Consider the following 22,166-nt stretch of genomic DNA (forward strand, 5'->3'; position numbering starts at 1 on the left):
ATGACACTTGTAAAACTGGTTAAATTTGGTCGTGCTACACAATTTACAATGAAAGAATAGCTAAAATAGGATTAACACTCTCTTAAAGAGAGTAGACCTAAGAAGTGATGTGATCAACTGCAATTTTGTATGAATTTAAATAGCCAGTCTGCCAACTCTACCGATACATATTCCCATCGCTTGGCAGACATTGTGGGAACTGCGATCGCTCTGTTAACTTTGACGCTACCTGTTTTTGTCATTGGCCACTATTCTTCCGCCAATGCTCTGAATAACCAACAACCCGTAACCCATAATCTCCAAGAAAAGTGAATACCAAACAATACTTGCTAGTAACGTTTCACCAACAAAAGAATCTAAAAATGGAGTGAAAAATAGTTACAAGCTTCTGGAAAAATACACTCCTAAATAATTCCTTTGACCAAAAAAATAGGAAGATATCAATCTACAGCCAGAAACCAAGTAGAGCAAAGATTTTGGGTGCTGTAATCAGGAATGATTTCGGATATCAAACCACACATGTAGAGGCGAAACAGTAAGCCAGCCCTAAAAAAAGAAGTCGGAGCGGTGAAAACCACTCCGACTTTTATCAAAAAAGGGAACAGGGAATAGGGAAAAGGATTTCCCACTGCCTATTATATCTTAATATACGCATCTCTATACATATTCCACAACACAACTAACTGGCTATAACTCTGGGAAGAAGAACCAGGGCTGCGGTTTCCCAACACTTTCAACAAAATTTTACTAATTCGTCATTCGTAGTCACACTGGGGGTTCAGAGCAAATTCTATAATTTTTCCTTTTAAAACCCAATCCCCATTGTCCCTTATGCCCAGAGGGGGCCCCGAGTTCCCCAATCCCCAGTCCCTTTTACTGAATACTTTGGGAAGAAGTCCATCTTGGCTTTAAAATTCTACACGGGGAGCCAATATAGAGAGCGCCCATCATTCACCCTTAGCGGAGGAGTTTTTCTGTGGACTTATCCCTTATACCTGCTCAACCAAAACCCGGTTTAATCAACGTTCTCATTGAAATTTCCGGCGGAAGTAAAAATAAATACGAGTATGACAAGGATCTACAAGCTTTTGCCTTAGATCGGGTACTTTATGCTTCGGTAAAATACCCCTATGACTATGGGTTCATACCCAATACATTAGCTGATGATGGCGATCCACTCGATGGTATCGTTATCATTGATGAACCGACCTTTCCAGGTTGCATCATTGCCGCACGTCCAATTGGCTTCTTGGAGATGATTGACGGTGGCGATCGCGATGAAAAAATTCTCGCTGTTCCTGACAAAGATCCGCGTTACGCTCAAGTAAAATCCCTGAAAGACATAGCGCCTCACCGCTTGGATGAAATTGCTGAATTTTTCCGCAGTTATAAAAATTTGGAAAAAAAAGTAACTGAAATTCTCGGTTGGCAGGATGTTGACAAAGTCAAAGCTTTAGTAGACCAATCCGTTAAAGCCTTTCACGGTTAATTGCGGATAGGGCATGGGGCATGTGGGGCATGGGGCATTGGTGATTTCTCCCTCATCCCCCTCATCCCCAGTCCCCAGTCCCTCCTCACTGAGCGTAGCCGAAGTGCAATCCCCAGTCCCCAGTGCCTTCTGAAACCAAATGCAGCGTACTCTCCTTTTGGCAAAAATTCATAACTGTACCCTCACGGGAGCAAATATTAACTACGTGGGTAGTATTAGCATCGATCAAATCCTTTTGGAAAAATCTGGCATCTTACCCTATGAACAGGTACAAGTAGTGAATAGTGCCAATGGTGAACGTTTTATTACTTATGCGATCCCTGCTCCAGTTGGTTCAGGAGTGATTGAGCTAAATGGGGCTGCGGCACGTCTAGGCATTATAGGCGATCGCTTGATTATAATGGCTTACGGGCAGTTCACTCCAGAAGAGTTAAAAAATTACTCTCCTACGGTTGTCATAGTAGACGAAAAAAACCGACTTTTGGAAGTGCGGCACTACGATGACCTGCTCAGTAAGGTTTAATTTCAAGAAAAATGTCAAATTTTGAGCTGTCGGGTTCCCAAAACTATTTAAAGGAAGACCAAGCTACCCTGCTGAGTAGTCCTGCGGAAGAATTTCTAGTGCAATTTTGGGGTGTTAGGGGTTTGATTCCCACTCCTGGCAGTAGCACCAGCCGCTATGGTGGTAATACTGCTTGTGTCGCAATACATGTAGCCGGAAAAAACTTGATTTTTGATGGCGGTACTGGCTTACGCATACTCGGTAAAACTTGGCAACAAGAGCAACAGCCAATAGAAGCTCATTTATTTTTTACCAACTCCCAATCAAATCGCATTCAAGGATTTCCGTTTTTTGCTCCGGCGTTTGTTACACAGAATTGCTTCCATATATATGGTTCAGCAGCCTCGAATAGTGCCTCAATTAAACAGTGCCTTTATGACCAGATGCTTCAGCCACACTTTCCTTACCCTTTACAAGCGATGCAGTCAGAATTGCACTTCCACAATCTGACTCCAGATAATGAGGTGAAGTTGGATGATGTAACGATAATTACAGCATTGATCAATCAAGCTCAAAGATCCGTTGGCTATCGAGTTACTTGGGGAACACATAGCGTTGCCTACATCACAGATTTACATAAGAGTCTTGAGCAATGGGAGCGAGAACGAATTTTAAAAATTATTACGGGAGTCGATTTATTGATTGCTAATGCTACCTATCCTCCCCCAACCGCTCATAAGCATGATTCAGCTGATTTACACTGGCAAACTGCTGCTGATTTAGCGAGTAGTGCTGGGGCGAAAAATTTGGTTGTTACTCACCATCACCCAGATGATGATGATGATTTTCTCGATCAAGTGCAAGTCGAGGTTAAATCTGTGCTGTCAAAAACTTTACTTGCTCGTGAAGGTTTGGTCGTATCTGTTATGGGGTGAAGCAGCGCCATCCCATACTGAGTAATGTATTTGCCAAAAGAATCATGAATCAACCCCAGACAGAATTCGATACACCTTGGAAAGATATACTGCAAGACTATTTTGCAGAATTTATGCTATTTTTCCTTCCTCAAGCACATGAGGAGATTGACTGGACTCGGACTCCTGAATTTCTGGATAAGGAGTTACAACAAGTTGTTAGAGATGCCGAACTGGGACGGCGCTTAGTTGATAAACTCGTGAAGATTTACCTGAAGGGGGGTGAAGAAACTTGGTTGTTGATTCATATCGAAATTCAAAGCCAGGAGGACAGCAACTTTGCCCAAAGAATGTTTGTATACAACTATCGCATCTATGACCGTTATAAGCGATCTGTAGCTTCTCTAGCCGTTTTGGGAGATGAGCAAAGCAACTGGCGTCCCAATGAATTTAGCTACCAACTATTTGATTGTGAAATGCATTTCAAGTTTCCGGTGGTAAAATTGCTAGACTATCAGCAGCAGTGGTTGCAGCTAGAAGCAAGCAACAACCCCTTTGCTACTGTGGTTATGGCTCATTTACAAGCCTTGGAAACTCGGACTAACGCCCAAGAGCGTCTTCAGTCGAAGTTAGCATTGACTAAACGGTTGTATTCTGCTGGTTTGGAGCGAAAGGATGTTATCAATCTCTATAGATTTATTGATTGGATGATGACCCTACCACAGGAACTGCAGCAGGAATTTGAAGAAACATTGAGTCAATATGAGGAGGATAGGAAGATGCCTTATCTTAGCAATATTGAGAGACGAGGACTTGAAAGAGGGATTGAGCAGGGGATTGAGCAGGGGATTGAGCAGGGGATTGCAGTAGGTCGCCTGTTAGGAAAAATTGAAATGGCTTTAGAGTTAAAGTTTGGCGACTTAGGACTAAACTTGATGCCAGAAATTTCCCAGATTAGAGATACTGCACAATTAACGGCTATTAAAACTGCACTAAAAACTGTAGAAACCTTGGAGCAAGTACGCAGTGTTTATCAGTCTACAGCAACAGAATAGTTTTGTTGGCGACAATTTACCCGATGACTTTCTCAATTTAATAGAAGCTATAGCGGTTTTCAGTCGGGTGCAATAGGGTGTTCAGAATTCAGAATTCAGGAGGGTTACATATTCTGGCGGCTGAATCCTTTGTGGAAAGTTATTTCATTCATATGAGAATTGCTATAACAGTTGCAGATGAACAGAGCGATCGCATCTGCGAGAACATGAACTTTAGACTAACTGCATCAACTCTTGCAGTTTGGCTGCGACTGCACCGCTGGTAAATAATTCTTCGGCTTTGGCTAAAGCCTCTGGCATATCTAGACAAATACCACTACGCCATAGATAAAATCCGCCATTCCATAAGGCTGTTTGCATCAATTCTCCTGATTTACCGCCTAATACAGTTTGCATATCGACAAGCAGTTCTTGAGTGGTGCTTAGTGGGACATTCTTGGTGGTAAAGCCGAATTCGCGGGGTACGAGATGCAAACGTTCTAGCTGTTGGGGTGATGCTGAAGATAAACTGATAATTGCCGTGCGATCGCGTGGTAAGTCACAACTCCCTTCCAATCCTTTGACTAAGGTATATTTTGTCACTTTTCGTAATCCCAAGGCTACTTGAAACATCCCTTCAGTTGGCGGATGGACAAACCCAGCGATAATATGGGCATCCCCAGCATAAGGACACCAAATTAACTCCATTGTCGCCAAGGGTGGACGTTTACCGAGTTGATCCCGGTATTCCCAAAGAGTGGTAGTTAAGGGAAAATGCTTAGGTGGATAAACAAAGCCAACACCTGTTTGCTCAAAAATTTGCTGGGTTCTCTCCAGTGGTAAGGTAGTCCAATCTACTCCTAACCCTTGCCAAATCTCTACTAGGGGTAGTCCATATTTAGTGGGTAGGCGATCGCCTCCATGCATTACTACAGGTTGTCCTACACTGGCTAATAGTAAAGCCGTAATGGGGCTAATAGGCGCAGTACGAATTCTGCCATCATAGGGTATGCCAAGCACAATCACTGGTCGCCCAGAAGCGATAGATTGTAGTTTTGGACCTAGTTCATCGTAAGCATCGAGCATTCCCGCTAACTCTTCCCCAGTGGGACGCCTGATGCGATGGGCGATCAAAAATGCGCCGATTTGGGCTGGTGTTGCTTCACCTAGCAACATCATTTTGGTAGCTGTCGCTGCTTCCGTGCGAGTTAAATTTTCTGAAGTGTGGGTTCCACTCCCTACCTTCTGCAGGAGTTCTCTAAATACGTTGCTCATATAAAATTTATTTGGGAGCATCCCAATGAATGCAGAAATGCTTACACCTTAGAAAAGCGGGGCTACGTTATGCAAACAAAGCCTACCTAACCTTTATTTAGAGAATGTAGGCTAAAAGTTTTTAGCCCATGCAGGTAGGCTGAGTTCGTATAGTAACACCCTGAATGGGTGTCAGTGTAAAAGTGGGATACTCCTGATTTATTTTGGTTGTTTGATGATTATTTTACTGCTTGCTCGTCATATGGATCTCTGAAGGCAGGGTTATGAGTAAATGTTTCATCAGTTAGGCTTTGCAGAAATGCTAATAAATCTTGCTTTTCACGTGCAGTTAATTTGAAACCAGAAATAAATTGACTTTTTAAGGGATTTTTACTGCCAACTCCCGCCAAATTACCTGTATAAATTGTTCTACCACCTGCTGCGTAATGATCTATAACTTCCTCTAGGGTGGCAATGCTACCATCGTGCATGTAGGGAGCGGTTAAGGCAATATTTCGCAGAGTAGGAGCTTTAAAACGACCCATATCTTCTGGTTTTAAGGTAATCTCTAGCACTCCCGTATTATCAGCCGGATATGCTCCTTTACCATCAATATTATAAAGTCCAGTGTTATGGAAAGCAATTTCTTTAAATGCCAGACGTTCGTGCATCACTGAATTGGTATTTTATTTTCCCGAAAATCCCTTAGCTGATCAACTAGCTGATCGCTGCTGGTTAGTTTGTGGAGGGATATTTTCCCGGACTAGTTGCCAAAAGTATTTGATGGGGGGAATTTGGAGACGATCCTGGGTAGTTACCATCACTACCCGACGAGTTAAACTAGAATTGTCGCCCAAAGCACCAACGCTATTGCTGGCTAGGGGACGAACCGCAAGGGTGGGATCTTGTCGCGCTTCTACTAATGCTGATTGGGGTAGCAAAGCTATGAGTTCTCCTTGACGCACTACTCCCCGAAAGGCATCTAGGGTGTTAACTTCTAAAGTTGCCTGGAGTTTAGCTTCTAATCGCTCAAATCTATCTTGAATTAGGCGTTGCATCCCATAACCATCTTTAAAAACTACTTGCGGATAACGAATTAGTTCCGACCAGGGGATATATTCATATTGGGCTAAGGGATGATTGGCAGCGCTCAAAACTTCTATGGGTTCATCATATAAGACTTCTACTACCATTTCTCTGCTAGTAGTCAAAAAACGATTATTCATCACAATTGCTAGATCCACTAAGCCATCCTTGAGGACTTTGAGGGCGCGATCGCTTCCTAAGGATGTCACCCGCAATTGCACGTCTGGATAATCATGACAAAATTTCTGCAACACTGGTGGCAGGTAAGAAGCACATAGGGAATGAATAGCTGCAATACAGAGTTCTGGCTGCTTTCCTGTCATTAAATCGGCTAATTCCTCTGTCGCATTCTGCCACTCTTGGCAAATTTTGCGGACACGAGGTAGCAACCTCTCACCGCCTAGTGTTAGCTTGGCATGAGTTGTTCTATGAAACATTTCTACCCCCAAATCTGCCTCTAATGCTTGGATTTGGCGACTGATCGTCGATTGGGTGACACCACATTTCCTTGCCGCTTGTTGAAAGCTGCCGGTTTCCGCGATCGCCAGAAAGGCTTGCAACTGCTCTAGCCTCATCTTTATGTAGCCTGAATTACATTTATGGGTTTCACTAACTTAACGGATTTTTAGCGATAATTTAGTACAGTTTGCTACATGTCTTTTCAATGCTATCTTTTAATTCCCATGTATTGAGTATTGGGCATTGGGCATTGGTTATTTCTCCCCACACTCCCCACACTCCCCCTCATCTCCCCCATTCTGCCAGGGCGATCGCTATTCCTTGTTGTAAGTCTGGTGTGAGTGTGGTATTTGCCAATTGCTGCAACTTTTGATGTGCAACTTCTGGTGCGAGATTTTTGAGGGCGGCGATCGCGTGCAATCTCACCGATGTATCTTGATCTGCTAGCAACGAAATTAAGGGATCAATTGCCTCGATTTTGCCAAGCTGCCCTAAAGACAGGGCGATCGCACTTTTAATGTCGGCAATCTCTGTAGCTGGATGGCTTGATTGCAGGATTGTCAGCAAAATTTCTGTGGCTAACATAGTTGACTGGGACTTTTGCACTCGCCCCAGAACGGTGACAATTTCTTGCCAAAGTGTCGCTGATGTGCATTGCTTGAATACTTGGTGCAAATATTCGCAGCTATCAGAAGTCCCCAGCCAGCTTAAGGCGCGGATAGCTTCTAGTTGTACCTCTAACGGTGCTTGGGGTGATATCAATACTTGAAATAACTGCTGGGCTGCATCCTCACCACCTATTCGGGAAAGGGCAATAGCCGCCGCGCACGCAACTTCTTGGTTCAAATCATTCAGCTTGGGTTGGAGTTTATTCGCCAAATCTAATGCTTCACGCAAGTCAGGGCGAAAACCTAAACTCAACACAGCTGCACGTCGGACTATGGCAGATGGATCATCCACAGCATTCAGCAGCACAGATGGTACACGTTCGTCATGAAAACTGCCGAGAGCTTCAATTGCTGCAGCCCTTACAGAGGATTGGGGATCTTGCACCACAGTCAACAACGGTGTGATGGTTTCTGTGTGACGGATGTAAGAGAGCGATCGCACTGCCAAAAGCTTGGTATCATCTTGTGTGAGCAGTTGGGAGAGTGCAGCGATCGCCGGAGTACCAATTTGACTCAATGCGCCAGCTGCGATTGCTTTGAGTTCTTGACTTTCAACACTTCTCAATAATTCCACTAACGGCGCGATCACATCTGGGTGCTGAAATTCACCCAAAGCCCGCGCCGCATACCACCGCACTTCCTCATCGGCATCTTCATCTTTTAAGATATCGATGAGTGGAGCGATCGCAAAATTTCCCAAATGACTAAATACCTTGACAATTTCCCAACGTTGCTGGAAATCCCCCATTTCTAAAATTGAGAGTGCTAATTCCAGCAGGTGTTCCTGATTTTGGGCTATTTCTGGGTATGTGGCATCTTTGCCCAAAATCAATTGTTGTAGATACTGAGTCAGCGATGACCAATCATCTGCATCATGGGCTATCTGTGCTTGTGTCAAAAGCTGGTTGATATTATCCACGATTCTGAGAATAACCGACTGAGGTAATTTGCATCATCCCATAATCTGGGGAATATCAGTTATCAGTTATCAGTTATCAGTTATCAGTTATCAGTTATCAGTTAAGAACCCAACAACTGTTCACTGTTCACTGTTCACTGTTCACTGTTCACTGTTCACTGTTCACTGTTCACTGATTTAAGTTTGTTTCACCACAATAGAATTACCTTCAATCTTGGCAGCATAATTGCTGAGGGGCTTATCGGCTGGGCCTTTTTGCGCTTTACCATCAACACTAAATTCTGATTTATGACAGGGACAGATAAATTTTTTGGCTGCAGCTTTCCATGCGACTGTACAACCTTTATGTGTACAAGTGGGGTTGACAGCAATCAGATTTCCTGCTTTTGATGTCCCGACTACTAACACAGGCCCAACAGGTGAGTTTTCGACTAGCAATTGACCAGCTTTATCTAACTCTGCCAAGGTGCCTACTGTTTGCCAGTCTTTAGAGGCTGAGGATGATGGTGTTTTTGTTTGTGAAGAACAAGCAGCGATCGCTATAGGTAGAGAACTCGCTATGCCACCCAAACCTACCCAATTGATAAAATCACGGCGTTTCATATTTCAGCCTCGTCTTGACTATTTTAAAACGGTAAGCCAGGAGTTTTTACCACATCTTACCCTAGAAAAGACAATTAATAGTAGTAGGGTGGGCAATGCCCACCGTATCGTGGTTTTGGTAGGTAGCGCCCACCCTACATAAAGAAAGCGAAGCTTTGTAGATGATGGAATATTTTAAAAAGGAAAAATACTGCGAACTTTTTGAATTGTGTTCACAGTATCATTGATAGTACTTAATACATCTTTGATATCCATTTTGTCTCTAGAATCAACTTGACTACTTGCTACATAATTCGTTCCTGTTTCTGGTGGCGGTGAGTTTTCTACTTTCACTCCTAAATAAATCTTTTGTTGAGGTGCTGTGCTTAAAAAAGTATTGATGGGAATTCCCAAATTAAAGCCTACTTTACTAGCAGTTGTTAATATGCTTCCTGCGCCTGATTCTTGGAGTTTCTGTTTTTCCTCATTAGAAATTACCTCGCCTTCACCCCGTCCATGAATTGCAATCACTCTTCCAGCCGTATCGAAAACTGGGCCGCCACTCATCCCCGCTCTGGTGACGTTTGTGTAAACTACACTGTAACCATCTGCTAGAGGTTTTTGGGGGCGTGAAGAAATTTGACCTGTGGTAAATTGGCGAATTCTTTCTGTAATATTTTGTCCAGGATTAGGCCAGCCAGAAATATAGACTGTTTTGCCTTCTGTGGCTAAATCTGAATTAGCAAGGGTAGCAACTTTATAGTCTTTATCACTCTTAAATTCAACTAATGCTAAATCTAAACCTGAGAAATGTTTGACTTTTTTGTAGTCAATTTTATAAGCCTGTTTGTCAGGAGTAATTATTTGATATTCGTCTTCTGTTTTGACTACATGGTTAGCAGTCAAAACATAATAACTACCACCATCTTTGGCAATAATTACTCCAGAGCCAGGGTTAATTCCGTTAATTAAAACTGTAACTTCACGAGCGATATTATTGACTTCTTCTCCTGAAAGTGCCATTACAGCTTGTGGTTGAGTAATTACAATGGCACTGGCGAAGAAGGCACTACCCAATATAACTGATAATCCATTCTCTAATTTCATGATTCAACTTCTTATTTTGTATATTTGTTAATTTGCCACATTCCCGACTTCTATAGGAATCAGTTTTGATTGTTGAAGATAACTCAGTAGCAGTAGGTAGGACTATGCCTTACAAAACCCGTATCTGGTGGGCAATGCCCACCCTACTAAGGGTATTTCAAAAATTAAATAGTATTCCTATAAGTAATTCGGGAATGTAAACACTAACCACAACGGGAATTAGCTGGGCTAATAAACTGAGTAATTAGTTTGAAAAAACTCTGCACGGGAACAGCCCAACTTAGTTGATTTATTCGTTGTTGTAGCTTGTTTGACGGTGTGGAACCATCAAAAAATACATCGGGATTATTCCATAATGGATAGGCATGTCTACCATTAATCCCGATGACTTCACCATGCAGATTTAATAGTGGGCCCCCACTCATGCCTTTCTGAACTTGATTAGTATAACCAATTTGATAGCCCTCATTTAATGGTTTGTCTAGTAGTAGTGAAATCTGTCCAGTTGTCAGCACTAATCCTGATGAAAATATGGGAAATCCCGCAGCAAATACTTCTTCTCCTGGGACAGGATTGGTAGAAGTATTTAGGAATGCAACTGAGTAGGCTTTCTGGCTGCTACAAAACTGTAATAACCCTAAATCTTGAGTAATAAATTGATTTTTTGAAGCTACAGTTGCTGGGTAAATGCGACCATCAGGGGTTTGAATGCGATATTTACTATCCTGTCCTGGTGTCAGGACATGCTGATTAGTAAGAACTGTGTAAGTTCGTCTTTGTCGCTGAATCAAAGTCCCAGAACCTGATGTATCTCCTGATAAAACCTTGACGGTAATCGCTTGGGCTTGTTTTTGAATTTGTGGCGATGTGACGGGAAGTGCTGTGACTGCAATTGGGAGAAATATACTAACAAGACAAACAATTAGGATGAGGTATCGGTAATTCCTCACGATTAAAAGAGTGGTTGCTTATTCTCTGGTGCTGGATTGGTGGGTGTTGAGGTAGGAGAATTATCTTTTTCGACTGGGGAAGAATTTAGTAGTTTGTTGACATCAATATAAACCCTGTCTGAACTCTCATTCAGGGGTCCAGATGCGCCTACACGAACGTTAAAGAGTTGTTGCACTACTCTGCTAGCATTTTCTCCCCGTTTGAGAGTGAAGAGTAATCCCTTACATCCACCACCATTGGTGCTACTGACACAGACAACAGGTTGACTATTAATGACACCTGTAGTGATGTAATTTAAAGTACCGTTGTTTTTATATGTTTGGAACCGTCCGGTTACTTCTTCACATCGTCTTTGTGGGTCATAACCAGCTTCATAGAAGTAAGTGGAAACCCAGCGAATGACTGTGATGTTCCCGTTAGGTGTTCTGGCTATGGTTGCTGGTACGCCTTGACTGACACCACAGTAGAAAGTGGAATCTTGAGCGTAACTTGGTTGACTGAGGTTGGCTGTAAGAGCGATCGCTCCCATTGTCGCACCAATTGTTAATGATGCTAGTTTGATTTTCATGCTGAATCCCTAAAAATCTACGTAGTATTACTTGGATATGTGCGAAAAATTCTTTAGTTATCATAAATAAACTCAAGATCCAAATACAAGTTGTTTAAGTAAAAATACGATATTTTTTTCATAAAGGTGTTGTTAATTCATAAAGTAACTACATAAAAAGATAATTATTGTTACTTTAATGTTATGTGTAGCAACCCGCTTTAATTTTTTAACTTAAGTACTGCTCTGTCCCATAAGTTTTGATAGGTTCATGGTGTTCACATCCCCGACTTCTTATAGACACCCGTAGGGTGGCTTCCCGCAGGGTAGAAGTCGGGGATCTAGTAGCCCCGCAAAATTAATGGGTACGCATCTCTACAACTTCAGGTTTGCTTTGTATATTGATTAACTGCGATCGCTCAGGTTTCGGCATGTAGAGTCACCTATTGGCTGATGTGAATGCAGAAAATGCATACAAGTGATGCGGGTTAAGAAATTATACTTTTATTTCGTAGCGAGCTATACGATTTTAACCGAAATAGGACATTAACCTGAAGTTCATACAAATAGTTACACGGTCAGTAACCGCAGAGTATTTACACATTAAATCAGTTAGCAGTTAACAGTTATCAGAGTTAGTTTATGACAGACACAGCAACTACCACAACTAGCCTGAACAAGTTTGAGAAATTTAAAGCCGAAAAAGATGGACTCGCTGTCAAAACAGAAATAGAAAAATTTGCTTCTCTGGGTTGGGAAGCGATGGAAGCAACAGATCGTGAACATCGACTCAAGTGGGTAGGCGTATTTTTTCGCCCAGTCACACCGGGTAAGTTTATGATGCGGATGCGGTTACCGAATGGTATCCTCACAAGCCAGCAGCTGCGTGTGTTAGCGGAAGTAGTTCAACGTTACGGCGATGACGGCTGTGCTGATATTACCACTAGGCAGAATATCCAATTGCGCGGGATTAGAATTGAAGATTTGCCAGATATCTTTAATAAATTCAGCGCCGTTGGTTTAACCACCGTTCAGTCAGGGATGGACAATGTCCGCAACATCACAGGCGATCCCGTCGCTGGGTTAGATGCAGATGAGTTGTTCGATACGCGGCAATTGGTGCAGCAAATTCAAGATATGCTCACCAACAAAGGAGAAGGTAATGCAGAGTTTACCAACCTCCCGCGTAAGTTTAACATTGCGATCGCTGGTGGTCGAGACAATTCAGTTCACGCCGAAATTAACGATTTAGCTTTTGTTCCCGCGTTTAAAGAAGGGACTAGGGACTGGGGACTAGGGACTGGGGAAAAATCTTCCCAATCTCCAATCCCTAATCCCCAGTCCCCAATATTTGGCTTCAACATCCTTGTGGGTGGCTTCTTCTCAGCCAAACGCTGTGAAGCGGCGATTCCGTTGAATGCGTGGGTGTCGCCTGAAGATGTGGTTGCTTTATGTAGGGCTGTTTTGGAAGTTTATCGCGATAATGGCTTACGTGCCAATCGTCAAAAATCTCGCCTGATGTGGTTGATTGATGAGTGGGGTGTAGAAAAATTCCGATTAGAAGTCGAAAACCGTTTGGGTAAATCATTATTACCCGCAGCCGCTAAAGACGAAATCGACTGGGAAAAACGCGACCACATCGGGGTATATAAACAAAAGCAAGCCGGATTGAATTACGCAGGTTTACATATTCCCGTTGGGCGGCTATATGCAGATGATATGTTTGAAATTGCTCGAATGGCAGAGGTTTACGGCAGTAGTGAAATCCGGATTACAGTTGAACAGAACTTGATTATCCCCCATATTTCTGACTCCCGGCTAGTTACATTTTTAACTGAACCCCTGCTGAAAAAGTTCGCAGTAAATCCCGGTTTGTTGGCGCGATCGCTTGTTTCTTGCACAGGCGCACAATTTTGCAACTTTGCTCTCATTGAAACCAAAAACCGCGCCCTGTCAATGATTAAAGCCCTAGAAGCCGAGTTAATCATCACTCACACAGTCCGAATCCACTGGACGGGTTGTCCCAACTCCTGCGGACAACCACAAGTTGCAGATATCGGCTTAATGGGCACGAAAACCCGCAAAAATGGCAAAACAGTCGAAGGAGTAGACATCTACATGGGCGGTAAAGTCGGCAAAGATGCCCATTTAGGTAGTTGCGTTACCAAAGGCATACCCTGCGAAGATTTGCAACCAGTTTTACGGAATTTACTCATCGAACATTTCGGTGCCTCCTTGAAAGAAGTAGTCACGGTATAAAGTCAGTTATCAGTTAACAGTTATCAGTTAACAGTTCTCAATTCCCCATTTCGGGCAATTCCATCATTGTCCCTAGATTTCTCTATGCAATTTTTCAGTTTATTAGTGAGGAAGGTTTAATGCTCAAAGGATTGTTTTCATTGAATGGACGCTACCGCATCCTACATCAAACTTGGTTTGCGTTTTTCCTCACTTTTGTATGTTGGTTTAACTTTGCACCCTTCGCCACAACCATCGGTAAAGAGCTACATTTAGCACCTGAGCAAATTAAAACTTTGGGCATTTGTAACCTAGCGTTAACGATTCCAGCGCGGCTGATTATTGGGATGTTGCTGGATCGTTATGGCCCCAGAATTACCTACTCTATACTGTTGATGTTTGCGGTTGTTCCCTGTTTAGCTACGGCGTTAGCGCAAGACTTTAACCAACTTGTGATTAGTCGCCTACTGATGGGGATTGTGGGTTCTGGGTTTGTTGTCGGTATCCGCATGGTAGCGGAATGGTTCCCACCGAAAGAAATGGGAATTGCACAGGGTATTTATGGCGGTTGGGGTAACTTTGGTGCTTTTGGTGCAGAATTTGCTTTACCGATGATTGCAGTTGGGACTGGGTTTTTAGCTGGTGGTGCTTCTAACTGGCGATTAGCGATCGCACTTACAGGAATTATCGCCGCTATCTACGGCGTAATTTATTACAACGGTGTCCAAGATACACCCCCAGGTAAAGTTTACAAACAACCCAAGAAAAACGGTTCTCTCGAAGTAACCAGCATTAAAAGCTTCTGGGCGATGATTCTCTCCAACTTTGGTTTAATTTTCGCCTTGGGTTTATTAGCTTGGCGTTTAGAACAAAAAAACATTCACTTCTTAAATCTGACTCAAATGTATCTAGTTTGGGCAGTTTTAGCAGGATTGTTTGCTTACCAAACTTACAAAGCTTATCAAGTCAACCATGAACTTTTAACTGGTAAGAAAACTTACGCTCCATCACAACGTTATCAATTTGGGCAAGTAGCTTTACTCGAATTTACTTACATTACTAACTTTGGTTCCGAACTGGCAGCCGTTTCCATGCTACCCGCCTTCTTTGAAAAAACCTTTGCTTTAGAGCATGTAGTCGCTGGAATGATTGCAGCTACCTATCCCTTTTTAAATTTGGTTTCTCGTCCCAGTGGTGGCTTAATTTCTGATAAATTCGGCTCTCGTAAATGGACAATCACAATTATCAGCGCTGGTATTGGTGTTGGCTATTTGATGGCACATTTCATTAATAGTAGCTGGCCAATTCCTCTAGCGATCGCAGTCACAATGTTTGCCGCCTACTTTGCCCAAGCTGGGTGTGGTGCAACCTATGGCATAGTTCCCCTAATTAAAAAAGAAGTTACAGGACAAATTGCCGGTAACGTGGGAGCTTATGGCAATTTTGGCGGCGTAGTTTATCTCACAATTTTCAGCTTAACCGACGCATCAACCCTCTTCACCACAATGGGAATATCAGCTTTAGTCTGTGCCTTTATGTGCGCCTTCTTCCTCAAAGAACCAAAAAATTCATTCGCTGCTGCTTACGAAGAATTAACAGAAACAGAATCCAAAACCTCTTCAATCTTAGTAGAAGAATAATCAATTATTAAGGATAAAATATCGCTAATTTTATCCTTTTATTTGTACATTTGCGTGAGAAATATATGTAGGGTGGGCACTGCTACCGATTTTCATGGTTTTAGTGAGCGATGCCCACCCTACAAAGGCTTCAGTTTTCATACAATCAACTATCAATGACAAATCATAAATATCCTTAATAGCTTCTATTTTTACTAGCATTATTCTTTGCGCCTATGCGCGAGCCAAAAAATATGAGTGAATTTACCAAAACCCTCTGTCCTTACTGTGGCGTTGGCTGTGGACTAGAAGTTTCCCCCCCAGCCCAACTTGGCAAAGCAACTAACAGAGACAGTGAAGGAACTCCCACTTGGCGGGTGCGGGGTGACAAAGCACATCCATCCAGTCAAGGTATGGTTTGTGTCAAAGGTGCAACGATCGCCGAATCTTTAGATAAAAATAGATTACATTACCCAATGGTGCGAGACTCTTTAGATCAGGAGTTTCGTCGTGTTAGTTGGGATGAAGCCTTTGATTTGATCACACAGCGTATGCAAACAGTACGCTTTAACCAAGGAACAGAAGCCATATGTATGTATGGTTCCGGTCAGTTTCAAACTGAAGATTATTACATCGCCCAGAAATTGATGAAAGGATGTCTGGGAAGCAATAATTTTGACGCCAATTCTCGGTTATGTATGTCTAGTGCTGTATCTGGCTACATTCAAAGTTTTGGCGCGGATGGGCCACCTTGCTGTTACGACGACTTGGAGTTAACTGACTGTGCATTTTTAATTGGTACGAATACCGCCGAATGTCACCCGATTGTTTTCAACCGCTTGGCGAAGTACCACAAAAAAAATCGCAAAGTGAAAATGGTTGTAGTTGATCCCCGTCGCACACCAACCGCAGAAGCCGCTGACTTACATTTAGCAATTCGTCCTGGGACAGATATTGATTTATTGAATGGGATTGCTCACTTGTTGATGCGTGGGAAGCACATTGAGCTGGGGTTCATTGACGACTGTACTAGCAACTTTCCCGCATACGCTGAGGTGATTCGTCATTATTCTCCCGATATCGTGGCTCATCGTTGTGGGATTAGTGTTGCAGATTTAGAAACAGCAGCGCGTTATTGGGGAGAATCCCAGCGGGTGCTGTCTTTGTGGTCGATGGGTGTGAACCAATCAAGTGAAGGTACAGCTAAGGTGAGAACTATCATTAATCTGCATCTGATGACCGGACAGATTGGTAAGCCTGGAGCTGGGCCTTTCTCACTCACCGGACAGCCGAATGCAATGGGAGGAAGGGAAGCCGGGGGTTTGGCGCATTTGTTACCCGGTTATCGCTTGGTAAAAAATCCCGAACATCGAGCAGAAGTTGAGAAGTTTTGGGGACTAAAGCCAGGAAAGATTTCGCCCCATCCAGGGATGACGGCTTGGGATATGATCACTGGTTTAGAAGAGGGAAATGTTGGGTTACTGTGGATTGCAGCTACTAACCCAGCTGTGAGTATGCCAGATTTGGAGCGGACTAAAAAGGCATTATTGCGATCGCCCTTCACTATCTACCAAGACGCTTATTATCCCACAGAAACCTCTGCTTACGCCCATGTGTTGCTCCCTGCAGCCCAATGGGGTGAGAAGACTGGCGTGATGACCAACTCCGAACGGGTGGTAACTTTGTGTCAAGCGTTCCGCCAACCGCCACGAGAAGCCAAAGCCGATTGGGAGATATTCGCCGAAGTAGGACGGAGATTAGGCTTTGTCAAAGAGTTTGCTTTTAGTAACTCTGCTGAAGTTTACGCTGAGTTTGTCCAATTGACTCACCGTCGTCCCTGTGACATGTCGGGTATCAGTCATGAAAAATTAGCCACAGGCCCGATGCAATGGCCATGTCCCTCCAAAAGTCCTGAGTACCAAGTGCTGAGTGCTGAGTCTCAAGAATCAACTCAGCACTCAGCACTCAGCACTCATAACTCAAAAAGACTCTACACCGATTTGCGCTTTCACACCCCTGATGGACGGGCCCGATTTGGCGCATATCATTCGCGGGGTTTGGCAGAGCCGCCAGATCCTGATTATCCCTTTGTATTGACAAATGGGCGACTTTATGGTCATTGGCACACCCAAACCCGCACCGGCCGAATTGAAAAAATCCGCCAAATGCATCCCCAACCATTTATTGAGATTCATCCCCGTGACGCTGCTAAATTAGGGATTTCTGACAATTCTTTGGTAGAAGTGCGATCGCGTCGAGGTAAAGCTAAATTTCCTGCTAAAGTTACAAAAGCGATCGCCCCTGGTACAGTGTTTGTGCCGATGCATTGGGGTACTCTATGGGCAAAAGACGCCGAAGCCAACGCCCTCACTCATTCAGAATCTTGCCCCGATTCACTCCAACCAGAATTAAAAGCCTGTGCAGTCCAACTAGTGCTAATTTCTAAAGAAGCTACGGTCAATAGTTATCAACTCCAGTCCTCACAATGGTAAGCTGCTAGTACCGCAAGGCGGAAGTCAAAAGTCAAAAGAATTGTATTCTGGGCTTTTGCGCCATTTGAAATGGTATGTTTATTTACGCCGCGCTGTACCAGGTATAACCTCAATCAGTAAATTAGTAATTTTGTCAATAATTTTTAGCCAATAGTTATGATTGCTTTTGACGATTGTACAGATGCTATTCATAGCATCTATACTTTTGATTATGACTAACTTAAGTCGTCACAATCAAATCAAACTATGTGAAGAAAGTGAGCTAGGCTATAACCCTTCTACTTATTGCCTATTGCCTATGAAAATCCTCTAGATTTATCTACAGGATTTTTCTTTTACCTTTTTACTTAAATATAGGGTGTCGCAGATGAAGAAACTACCCAGAAGAATTATAGATTCGTTTAAAGACGAGAACTTTATGCACATCATCGAAAACATAGAGGTGCTAGTTTCCAAAGCATTATCCATGTTGATGGTGGTAGTGATTTTAGTCGCCCTTGCTGATTTAGCAGTCTTCCTAGCTAAAGAATTATTCACAACACCCTATGGCAAATTCAACACGACATTATTTAAAATATTTGGGTTATTTTTGAATATTTTAATTGCTCTAGAAATTTTAGAAAACATCACTGCTTATTTGCGAAAACATGTTGTGCAAGTAGAGTTAGTTATCGTAACTTCTTTAATCGCTGTATCTAGAAAAATAATTATTCTTGATTTAGAAAAGGTATCAGGAATTGATATTATTGGCTTAGGAGTTGCTGTTTTTGCCCTATCAGTTAGTTATATGGTGATTCGTTTAAGTAATTCTCGACATACACGATAATTAAGGTAGCAATCATGCAGTATTATATTAACAAAGGCAATTTTAAAGCGATATTTTAATTAGTTTTTATGGGTATTTTTTTTGAATTTGAAGCAGATTTTGTTAATTCTCTACGTTGTATACCCATGCAGGTACGCTACAAACTAGATACCTGCGGTATCAAGCTAAAATTGTCCGATTGGAACCACATGACTCTCATCGAGCGGGAAAATTTATTCGAGTTACCTTGTGATACAGAAGCAGAAATTACAAGTTACCGAAAGTATCTCCAGCAGTTGATTTTACAACGCACAGGTATACCAGCTACAAGCCTATCGATAGAGCCTCACCCCACCTGGATGGACTCTACTAATGTACCAGTTAGCCTGCAAGAGAAAGTTCAAGAAATAGGTGTCACACTCACACTGCAACAGTGGGTAGATTTAACTCCCCTACAGCGTTTCGTCCTGATTAAACTCAGCCGTTCCGGACATGAAAATCAAAACTTTCCCAGAGCGATCGCAGAATTTCATCTAGTATAAAAAGGAGTCAAAATCCAGGAGTGGCTCTGGAGATGCTACGCCTCCGGTTAGGTCAGGGGTTTCAGCACCGGCTTGGCCTGCTCATCCCCCGTGGCTGGCAGAATATTCTGAACATGCTGGGTGAATTGAGTACTGCCTTTAAGCCTACCAGCTTTAAAATCGTTAGTGGTCAGGAAAAATCATTACACACCATTGACGATTTTAGATTTTTTGAATTCAATTAAATGTGGTCAAGACTACTAATATTTAATAAACTACTATACATTGAATTTGCATTAGTACGTGATATCAGAAATCAAGCTACCATCTAAAGTAGGTCAAAAGCTTACAGTATAAGTGTTCTTCCCTTTAATTTTTAAATTTTGACTTTTGACTTTTGCTTTGTTGCACTAGGGCAGCAAGAATTTTTAACGGCAGAACTCGATAAATTTATTAACCTGACAAACAAACCTGATGGAAGTATTCCATCAGCCAGAATGCTTGTGAACATGGGGTAAAACAATTTTAATTTTAACTCTAGGGAATTTTGAATTTCTGACCTGTGAGTGAAGCTATAGTTGTATTTAGCAATGCTGCTGTTGATTTGGCTAAACTTAAGTTCTACTGCCAAAGTATTTTAATAATTAGCTTAGACACGCACTTGAACTCGATGACAGGCAAAAACGCAAGACATAATGCATTTCTGCGGCTAGTGTCTGGTAATGGGGCAACTTTGAGGTCAGAATCCCGCTACTCGCTGCTCCCCAGTAAAGAGGTGGTAATTGGACGCGACCCCAGCTGTCAAGTTGTCTTGGATGCCATGATGTATCGGATGGTATCTCGTCGTCATGCGGTGGTTCGTCCCCTCTCTCCATCTCCAGATAATAAATTTAGCTGGGTAATTTGTGATTTGAATAGTGCCAATGGCACTTTTTTAAATGGTAAGCCCTTACAGGGTTGTCAGGAATTACACCCAGGCGATCGCATTTCTTTAGGCGCTGATGGTCCGCAATTCTTGTTTGAAACAGAGTTCATCTCCCCAGCTACCATCATGTCCAGACCAGTGAGTGCATTGCCTTCAGCAGGAACTCCCCAAGGGCAATCAAAGCCTGATTCTGTCAGCTTCACTCAACTGTTTCCGATTATTTCTACTGGCAAAGATTTAACTCGTAAGGCTTATCTCATACCAGGTATTCTCACTGTGGTCTTCGTAGTATTAATGTTTGCTACGGTAGGACAACCACAAGCCAATCAAGTGATTGTTGCCAGTTACATAGCGTTCGCCGCTTACTACTTTGTTTACCAACTGTGTGGTAAACAGAAACCTTGGTGGGTGCTAATAGCTGTGGCATTGACGACAACGCTGATTTTAAAAAGCCCCTTGTTAGATTTATTTATTTTCGTGTTTCGTGGCGTTTTGCCAGGAAATCTCCCCGCATCTCAAGATTCCATCACTTTTACAGAATTGCTGGTGCGGATGTTTTTTGGCGCTGGTTTGATGGAGGAATTACTGAAAGCATTACCTGTGTTGGGGGCATATTTAATCGCCGTTGGATTACCTTCACCTTGGCGAGAACGTATAGGTGTCTGGGAACCTCTAGATGGGATTCTCTTGGGAACAGCTTCTGCTGTGGGTTTCACGCTCTTGGAAACTCTAGGGCAGTATGTGCCAGTGATTACTCAAAATGTCGCTCAACAAGCGGATGTAGGGACTGGTCAATTAGTAGGTTTGCAATTGCTGATTCCCCGCATTCTCGGTTCTGTGGCAGGACACATGGCTTATAGTGGCTATTTGGGATACTTCATCGGGTTGGCTGTACTCAAACCACGCTTAAGCTGGCAAATCCTGCCCATTGGTTATGTGAGCGCTGCGGCACTTCATGCTTTGTGGAACGCCACCGGATCAATCAATGCTTTGCTATTAGTAGTGGTTGGGGTATTATCTTATGCCTTTTTGATGGCAGCTATTTTGAAGGCACGCGCTCTGTCACCGACGCGATCGCAAAATTTCGCGACCCGCTTTCTCGGTCCTAAATAACAAATCAGTTATCAGTTATCAGTTATCAGTCTGGTCACTGTTTACTGCTTTTTATGTCTTATGGTAGATGTGGCCAGTCTAGGCATCCACCTATAGTCTTAATTATGCTTGGATAATCATGTCTCAAAAACAACTTGTAGCAAAATCTTGAGACTTACAATGCAAGCGCCATATGCAGGTACAACTAAATAGCTTCCTGAATTGAAACTGAAATTTGAATTCAAGCTATGAGATCAGACATTGAACTTAGATTTCCGACTGAGAGCCATTTAGTTGTGTCAAAGCATAGTAAGAAATCGCTAAACTAACCTTTGCTTGCTCAATTTCTGATAAATCTGCCCAATCACGGTTCCCCAAATTATTAATTACGGATGCCAAGCTTTGTGATTCGTTACTTCGCATGGCGTAGGCGTATGGACGCGCTAGAACTAGGAGGTCTTCTACTCCCCAAGTCGGTAGCACAGACTGAACACACTGCACCAGTTGGTCACCAATTGATTGTTCAGAAGCAAAAATTGCCGTAGCTTTTTGGGCGATCGCATCTAGCCATCCGTGGGGGACACCAGCAGCAAAAGCTGTTTGCAAGGTTTCTTGAATACTAGCTACCACAGAAGCTGTGGGAAACCCAGACCAGAGATTGTCCAGTTGGGTGTAAAAAGTTTGCGATCGCGTCGCTATTGATGAATCTAACAAGTCGTCAATCATAAACTGCTGTTCTAGCTCAGAAAAATAAGCTTCTGATTCTGGATCAGCTGGATTCCAGGGATAAGTAGCATCCTCTGGTTCGAGCAGCGCAGCTAATAAATCTAGTTCTACTGAAGATTGCAAAGATTCCAAAGTGTTTAAAGCATTGATTTTGTTAGTCATTTCTCACCTTCTGGCTAATTATTTCACGGTATTGACAACTACAGATTTCAGTATCAGATTTCCGCAAAAAAAGT

The 22,166-nt window shown here is 42.8% G+C and carries 20 protein-coding genes; 11 read left to right on the plus strand and 9 right to left on the minus strand.

Annotated features, from left to right (window positions below):
* Window positions 1-129 precede the first annotated feature (129 nt).
* From CAL7507_RS10045 to CAL7507_RS10065, 5 genes are all read left to right on the plus strand, one after another.
* Window positions 130-312: a hypothetical protein gene (locus CAL7507_RS10045; RefSeq protein WP_015128354.1), complete on the plus strand. Its 183-nt coding sequence runs from the start codon at window positions 130-132 to the stop codon at window positions 310-312.
* 664 nt (window positions 313-976) lie between these two features.
* Window positions 977-1,489, plus strand: coding sequence for an inorganic diphosphatase (locus CAL7507_RS10050; RefSeq protein ID WP_015128355.1), 513 nt, complete (start codon window positions 977-979; stop codon window positions 1,487-1,489).
* A 139-nt stretch (window positions 1,490-1,628) separates the two neighbouring features.
* On the plus strand, window positions 1,629-2,012 hold the full coding sequence (gene panD, locus CAL7507_RS10055) for an aspartate 1-decarboxylase (protein WP_015128356.1): 384 nt from the start codon (window positions 1,629-1,631) through the stop codon (window positions 2,010-2,012).
* An 11-nt stretch (window positions 2,013-2,023) separates the two neighbouring features.
* The gene (locus CAL7507_RS10060) at window positions 2,024-2,926 is read left to right on the plus strand and encodes an MBL fold metallo-hydrolase (protein WP_015128357.1); all 903 of its coding nucleotides are present in this window, start codon (window positions 2,024-2,026) and stop codon (window positions 2,924-2,926) included.
* Between the two features lie 44 nt (window positions 2,927-2,970).
* The gene (locus CAL7507_RS10065) at window positions 2,971-3,960 is read left to right on the plus strand and encodes an Rpn family recombination-promoting nuclease/putative transposase (RefSeq protein ID WP_015128358.1); all 990 of its coding nucleotides are present in this window, start codon (window positions 2,971-2,973) and stop codon (window positions 3,958-3,960) included.
* A 213-nt stretch (window positions 3,961-4,173) separates the two neighbouring features.
* On the opposite strand, the gene CAL7507_RS10070 is transcribed toward CAL7507_RS10065, so the two are convergent.
* The 8 genes from CAL7507_RS10070 to CAL7507_RS10105 form a co-directional block, all read right to left on the minus strand.
* A complete protein-coding gene (locus tag CAL7507_RS10070; RefSeq protein ID WP_015128359.1) occupies window positions 4,174-5,214 on the minus strand; it encodes an anthranilate phosphoribosyltransferase family protein in 1,041 nt (346 codons plus the stop codon).
* Between the two features lie 218 nt (window positions 5,215-5,432).
* Window positions 5,433-5,864, minus strand: coding sequence for a hypothetical protein (locus tag CAL7507_RS10075; RefSeq protein WP_236556923.1), 432 nt, complete (start codon window positions 5,862-5,864; stop codon window positions 5,433-5,435).
* A 42-nt stretch (window positions 5,865-5,906) separates the two neighbouring features.
* Window positions 5,907-6,854, minus strand: coding sequence for a LysR family transcriptional regulator (locus tag CAL7507_RS10080; RefSeq protein WP_015128360.1), 948 nt, complete (start codon window positions 6,852-6,854; stop codon window positions 5,907-5,909).
* A gap of 169 nt (window positions 6,855-7,023) precedes the next feature.
* Window positions 7,024-8,325: a HEAT repeat domain-containing protein gene (locus CAL7507_RS10085; RefSeq protein ID WP_015128361.1), complete on the minus strand. Its 1,302-nt coding sequence runs from the start codon at window positions 8,323-8,325 to the stop codon at window positions 7,024-7,026.
* Window positions 8,326-8,502: 177 nt separating this feature from the next.
* Window positions 8,503-8,928 carry a ubiquinol-cytochrome c reductase iron-sulfur subunit gene (locus tag CAL7507_RS10090; protein ID WP_015128362.1) on the minus strand — a complete coding sequence of 142 codons (426 nt, stop codon included), beginning with the start codon at window positions 8,926-8,928 and terminating at the stop codon, window positions 8,503-8,505.
* A 174-nt stretch (window positions 8,929-9,102) separates the two neighbouring features.
* Complete coding sequence (locus CAL7507_RS10095) at window positions 9,103-10,014, minus strand: serine protease (protein WP_015128363.1); 912 nt, start codon at window positions 10,012-10,014, stop codon at window positions 9,103-9,105.
* Between the two features lie 203 nt (window positions 10,015-10,217).
* Entirely contained in the window at window positions 10,218-10,964 is a 747-nt protein-coding gene (locus CAL7507_RS10100; protein WP_015128364.1) for a serine protease, read from the minus strand.
* A 2-nt stretch (window positions 10,965-10,966) separates the two neighbouring features.
* Window positions 10,967-11,533, minus strand: coding sequence for a COP23 domain-containing protein (locus tag CAL7507_RS10105; RefSeq protein ID WP_015128365.1), 567 nt, complete (start codon window positions 11,531-11,533; stop codon window positions 10,967-10,969).
* A 621-nt stretch (window positions 11,534-12,154) separates the two neighbouring features.
* Here CAL7507_RS10105 and CAL7507_RS10110 point away from each other — a divergent pair.
* The 6 genes from CAL7507_RS10110 to CAL7507_RS10140 all read left to right on the plus strand — a co-directional run bounded on the left by CAL7507_RS10110 (window position 12,155) and on the right by CAL7507_RS10140 (window position 21,225).
* Entirely contained in the window at window positions 12,155-13,771 is a 1,617-nt protein-coding gene (locus CAL7507_RS10110; protein WP_015128366.1) for a ferredoxin--nitrite reductase, read from the plus strand.
* A 119-nt stretch (window positions 13,772-13,890) separates the two neighbouring features.
* Window positions 13,891-15,390: a NarK family nitrate/nitrite MFS transporter gene (locus tag CAL7507_RS10115; RefSeq protein WP_015128367.1), complete on the plus strand. Its 1,500-nt coding sequence runs from the start codon at window positions 13,891-13,893 to the stop codon at window positions 15,388-15,390.
* Window positions 15,391-15,623: 233 nt separating this feature from the next.
* Window positions 15,624-17,861 (plus strand): molybdopterin oxidoreductase family protein, encoded by a 2,238-nt coding sequence (locus tag CAL7507_RS10120; protein ID WP_042341266.1) that lies wholly within the window; start codon window positions 15,624-15,626, stop codon window positions 17,859-17,861.
* A gap of 367 nt (window positions 17,862-18,228) precedes the next feature.
* The gene (locus CAL7507_RS10125) at window positions 18,229-18,687 is read left to right on the plus strand and encodes a phosphate-starvation-inducible PsiE family protein (protein ID WP_015128370.1); all 459 of its coding nucleotides are present in this window, start codon (window positions 18,229-18,231) and stop codon (window positions 18,685-18,687) included.
* A 68-nt stretch (window positions 18,688-18,755) separates the two neighbouring features.
* Window positions 18,756-19,208: a nitrate reductase associated protein gene (locus tag CAL7507_RS10130; RefSeq protein ID WP_015128371.1), complete on the plus strand. Its 453-nt coding sequence runs from the start codon at window positions 18,756-18,758 to the stop codon at window positions 19,206-19,208.
* Between the two features lie 649 nt (window positions 19,209-19,857).
* Complete coding sequence (locus tag CAL7507_RS10140; RefSeq protein WP_042342033.1) at window positions 19,858-21,225, plus strand: PrsW family glutamic-type intramembrane protease; 1,368 nt, start codon at window positions 19,858-19,860, stop codon at window positions 21,223-21,225.
* 246 nt (window positions 21,226-21,471) lie between these two features.
* Here the strand turns inward: CAL7507_RS10140 and CAL7507_RS10145 are convergent, their stop codons facing one another.
* On the minus strand, window positions 21,472-22,092 hold the full coding sequence (locus CAL7507_RS10145) for a hypothetical protein (RefSeq protein ID WP_015128374.1): 621 nt from the start codon (window positions 22,090-22,092) through the stop codon (window positions 21,472-21,474).
* Window positions 22,093-22,166: the final 74 nt, after the last annotated feature.

Origin of the sequence: Calothrix sp. PCC 7507 (genome assembly GCF_000316575.1) — a bacterium.
GTDB lineage: Bacteria > Cyanobacteriota > Cyanobacteriia > Cyanobacteriales > Nostocaceae > Fortiea.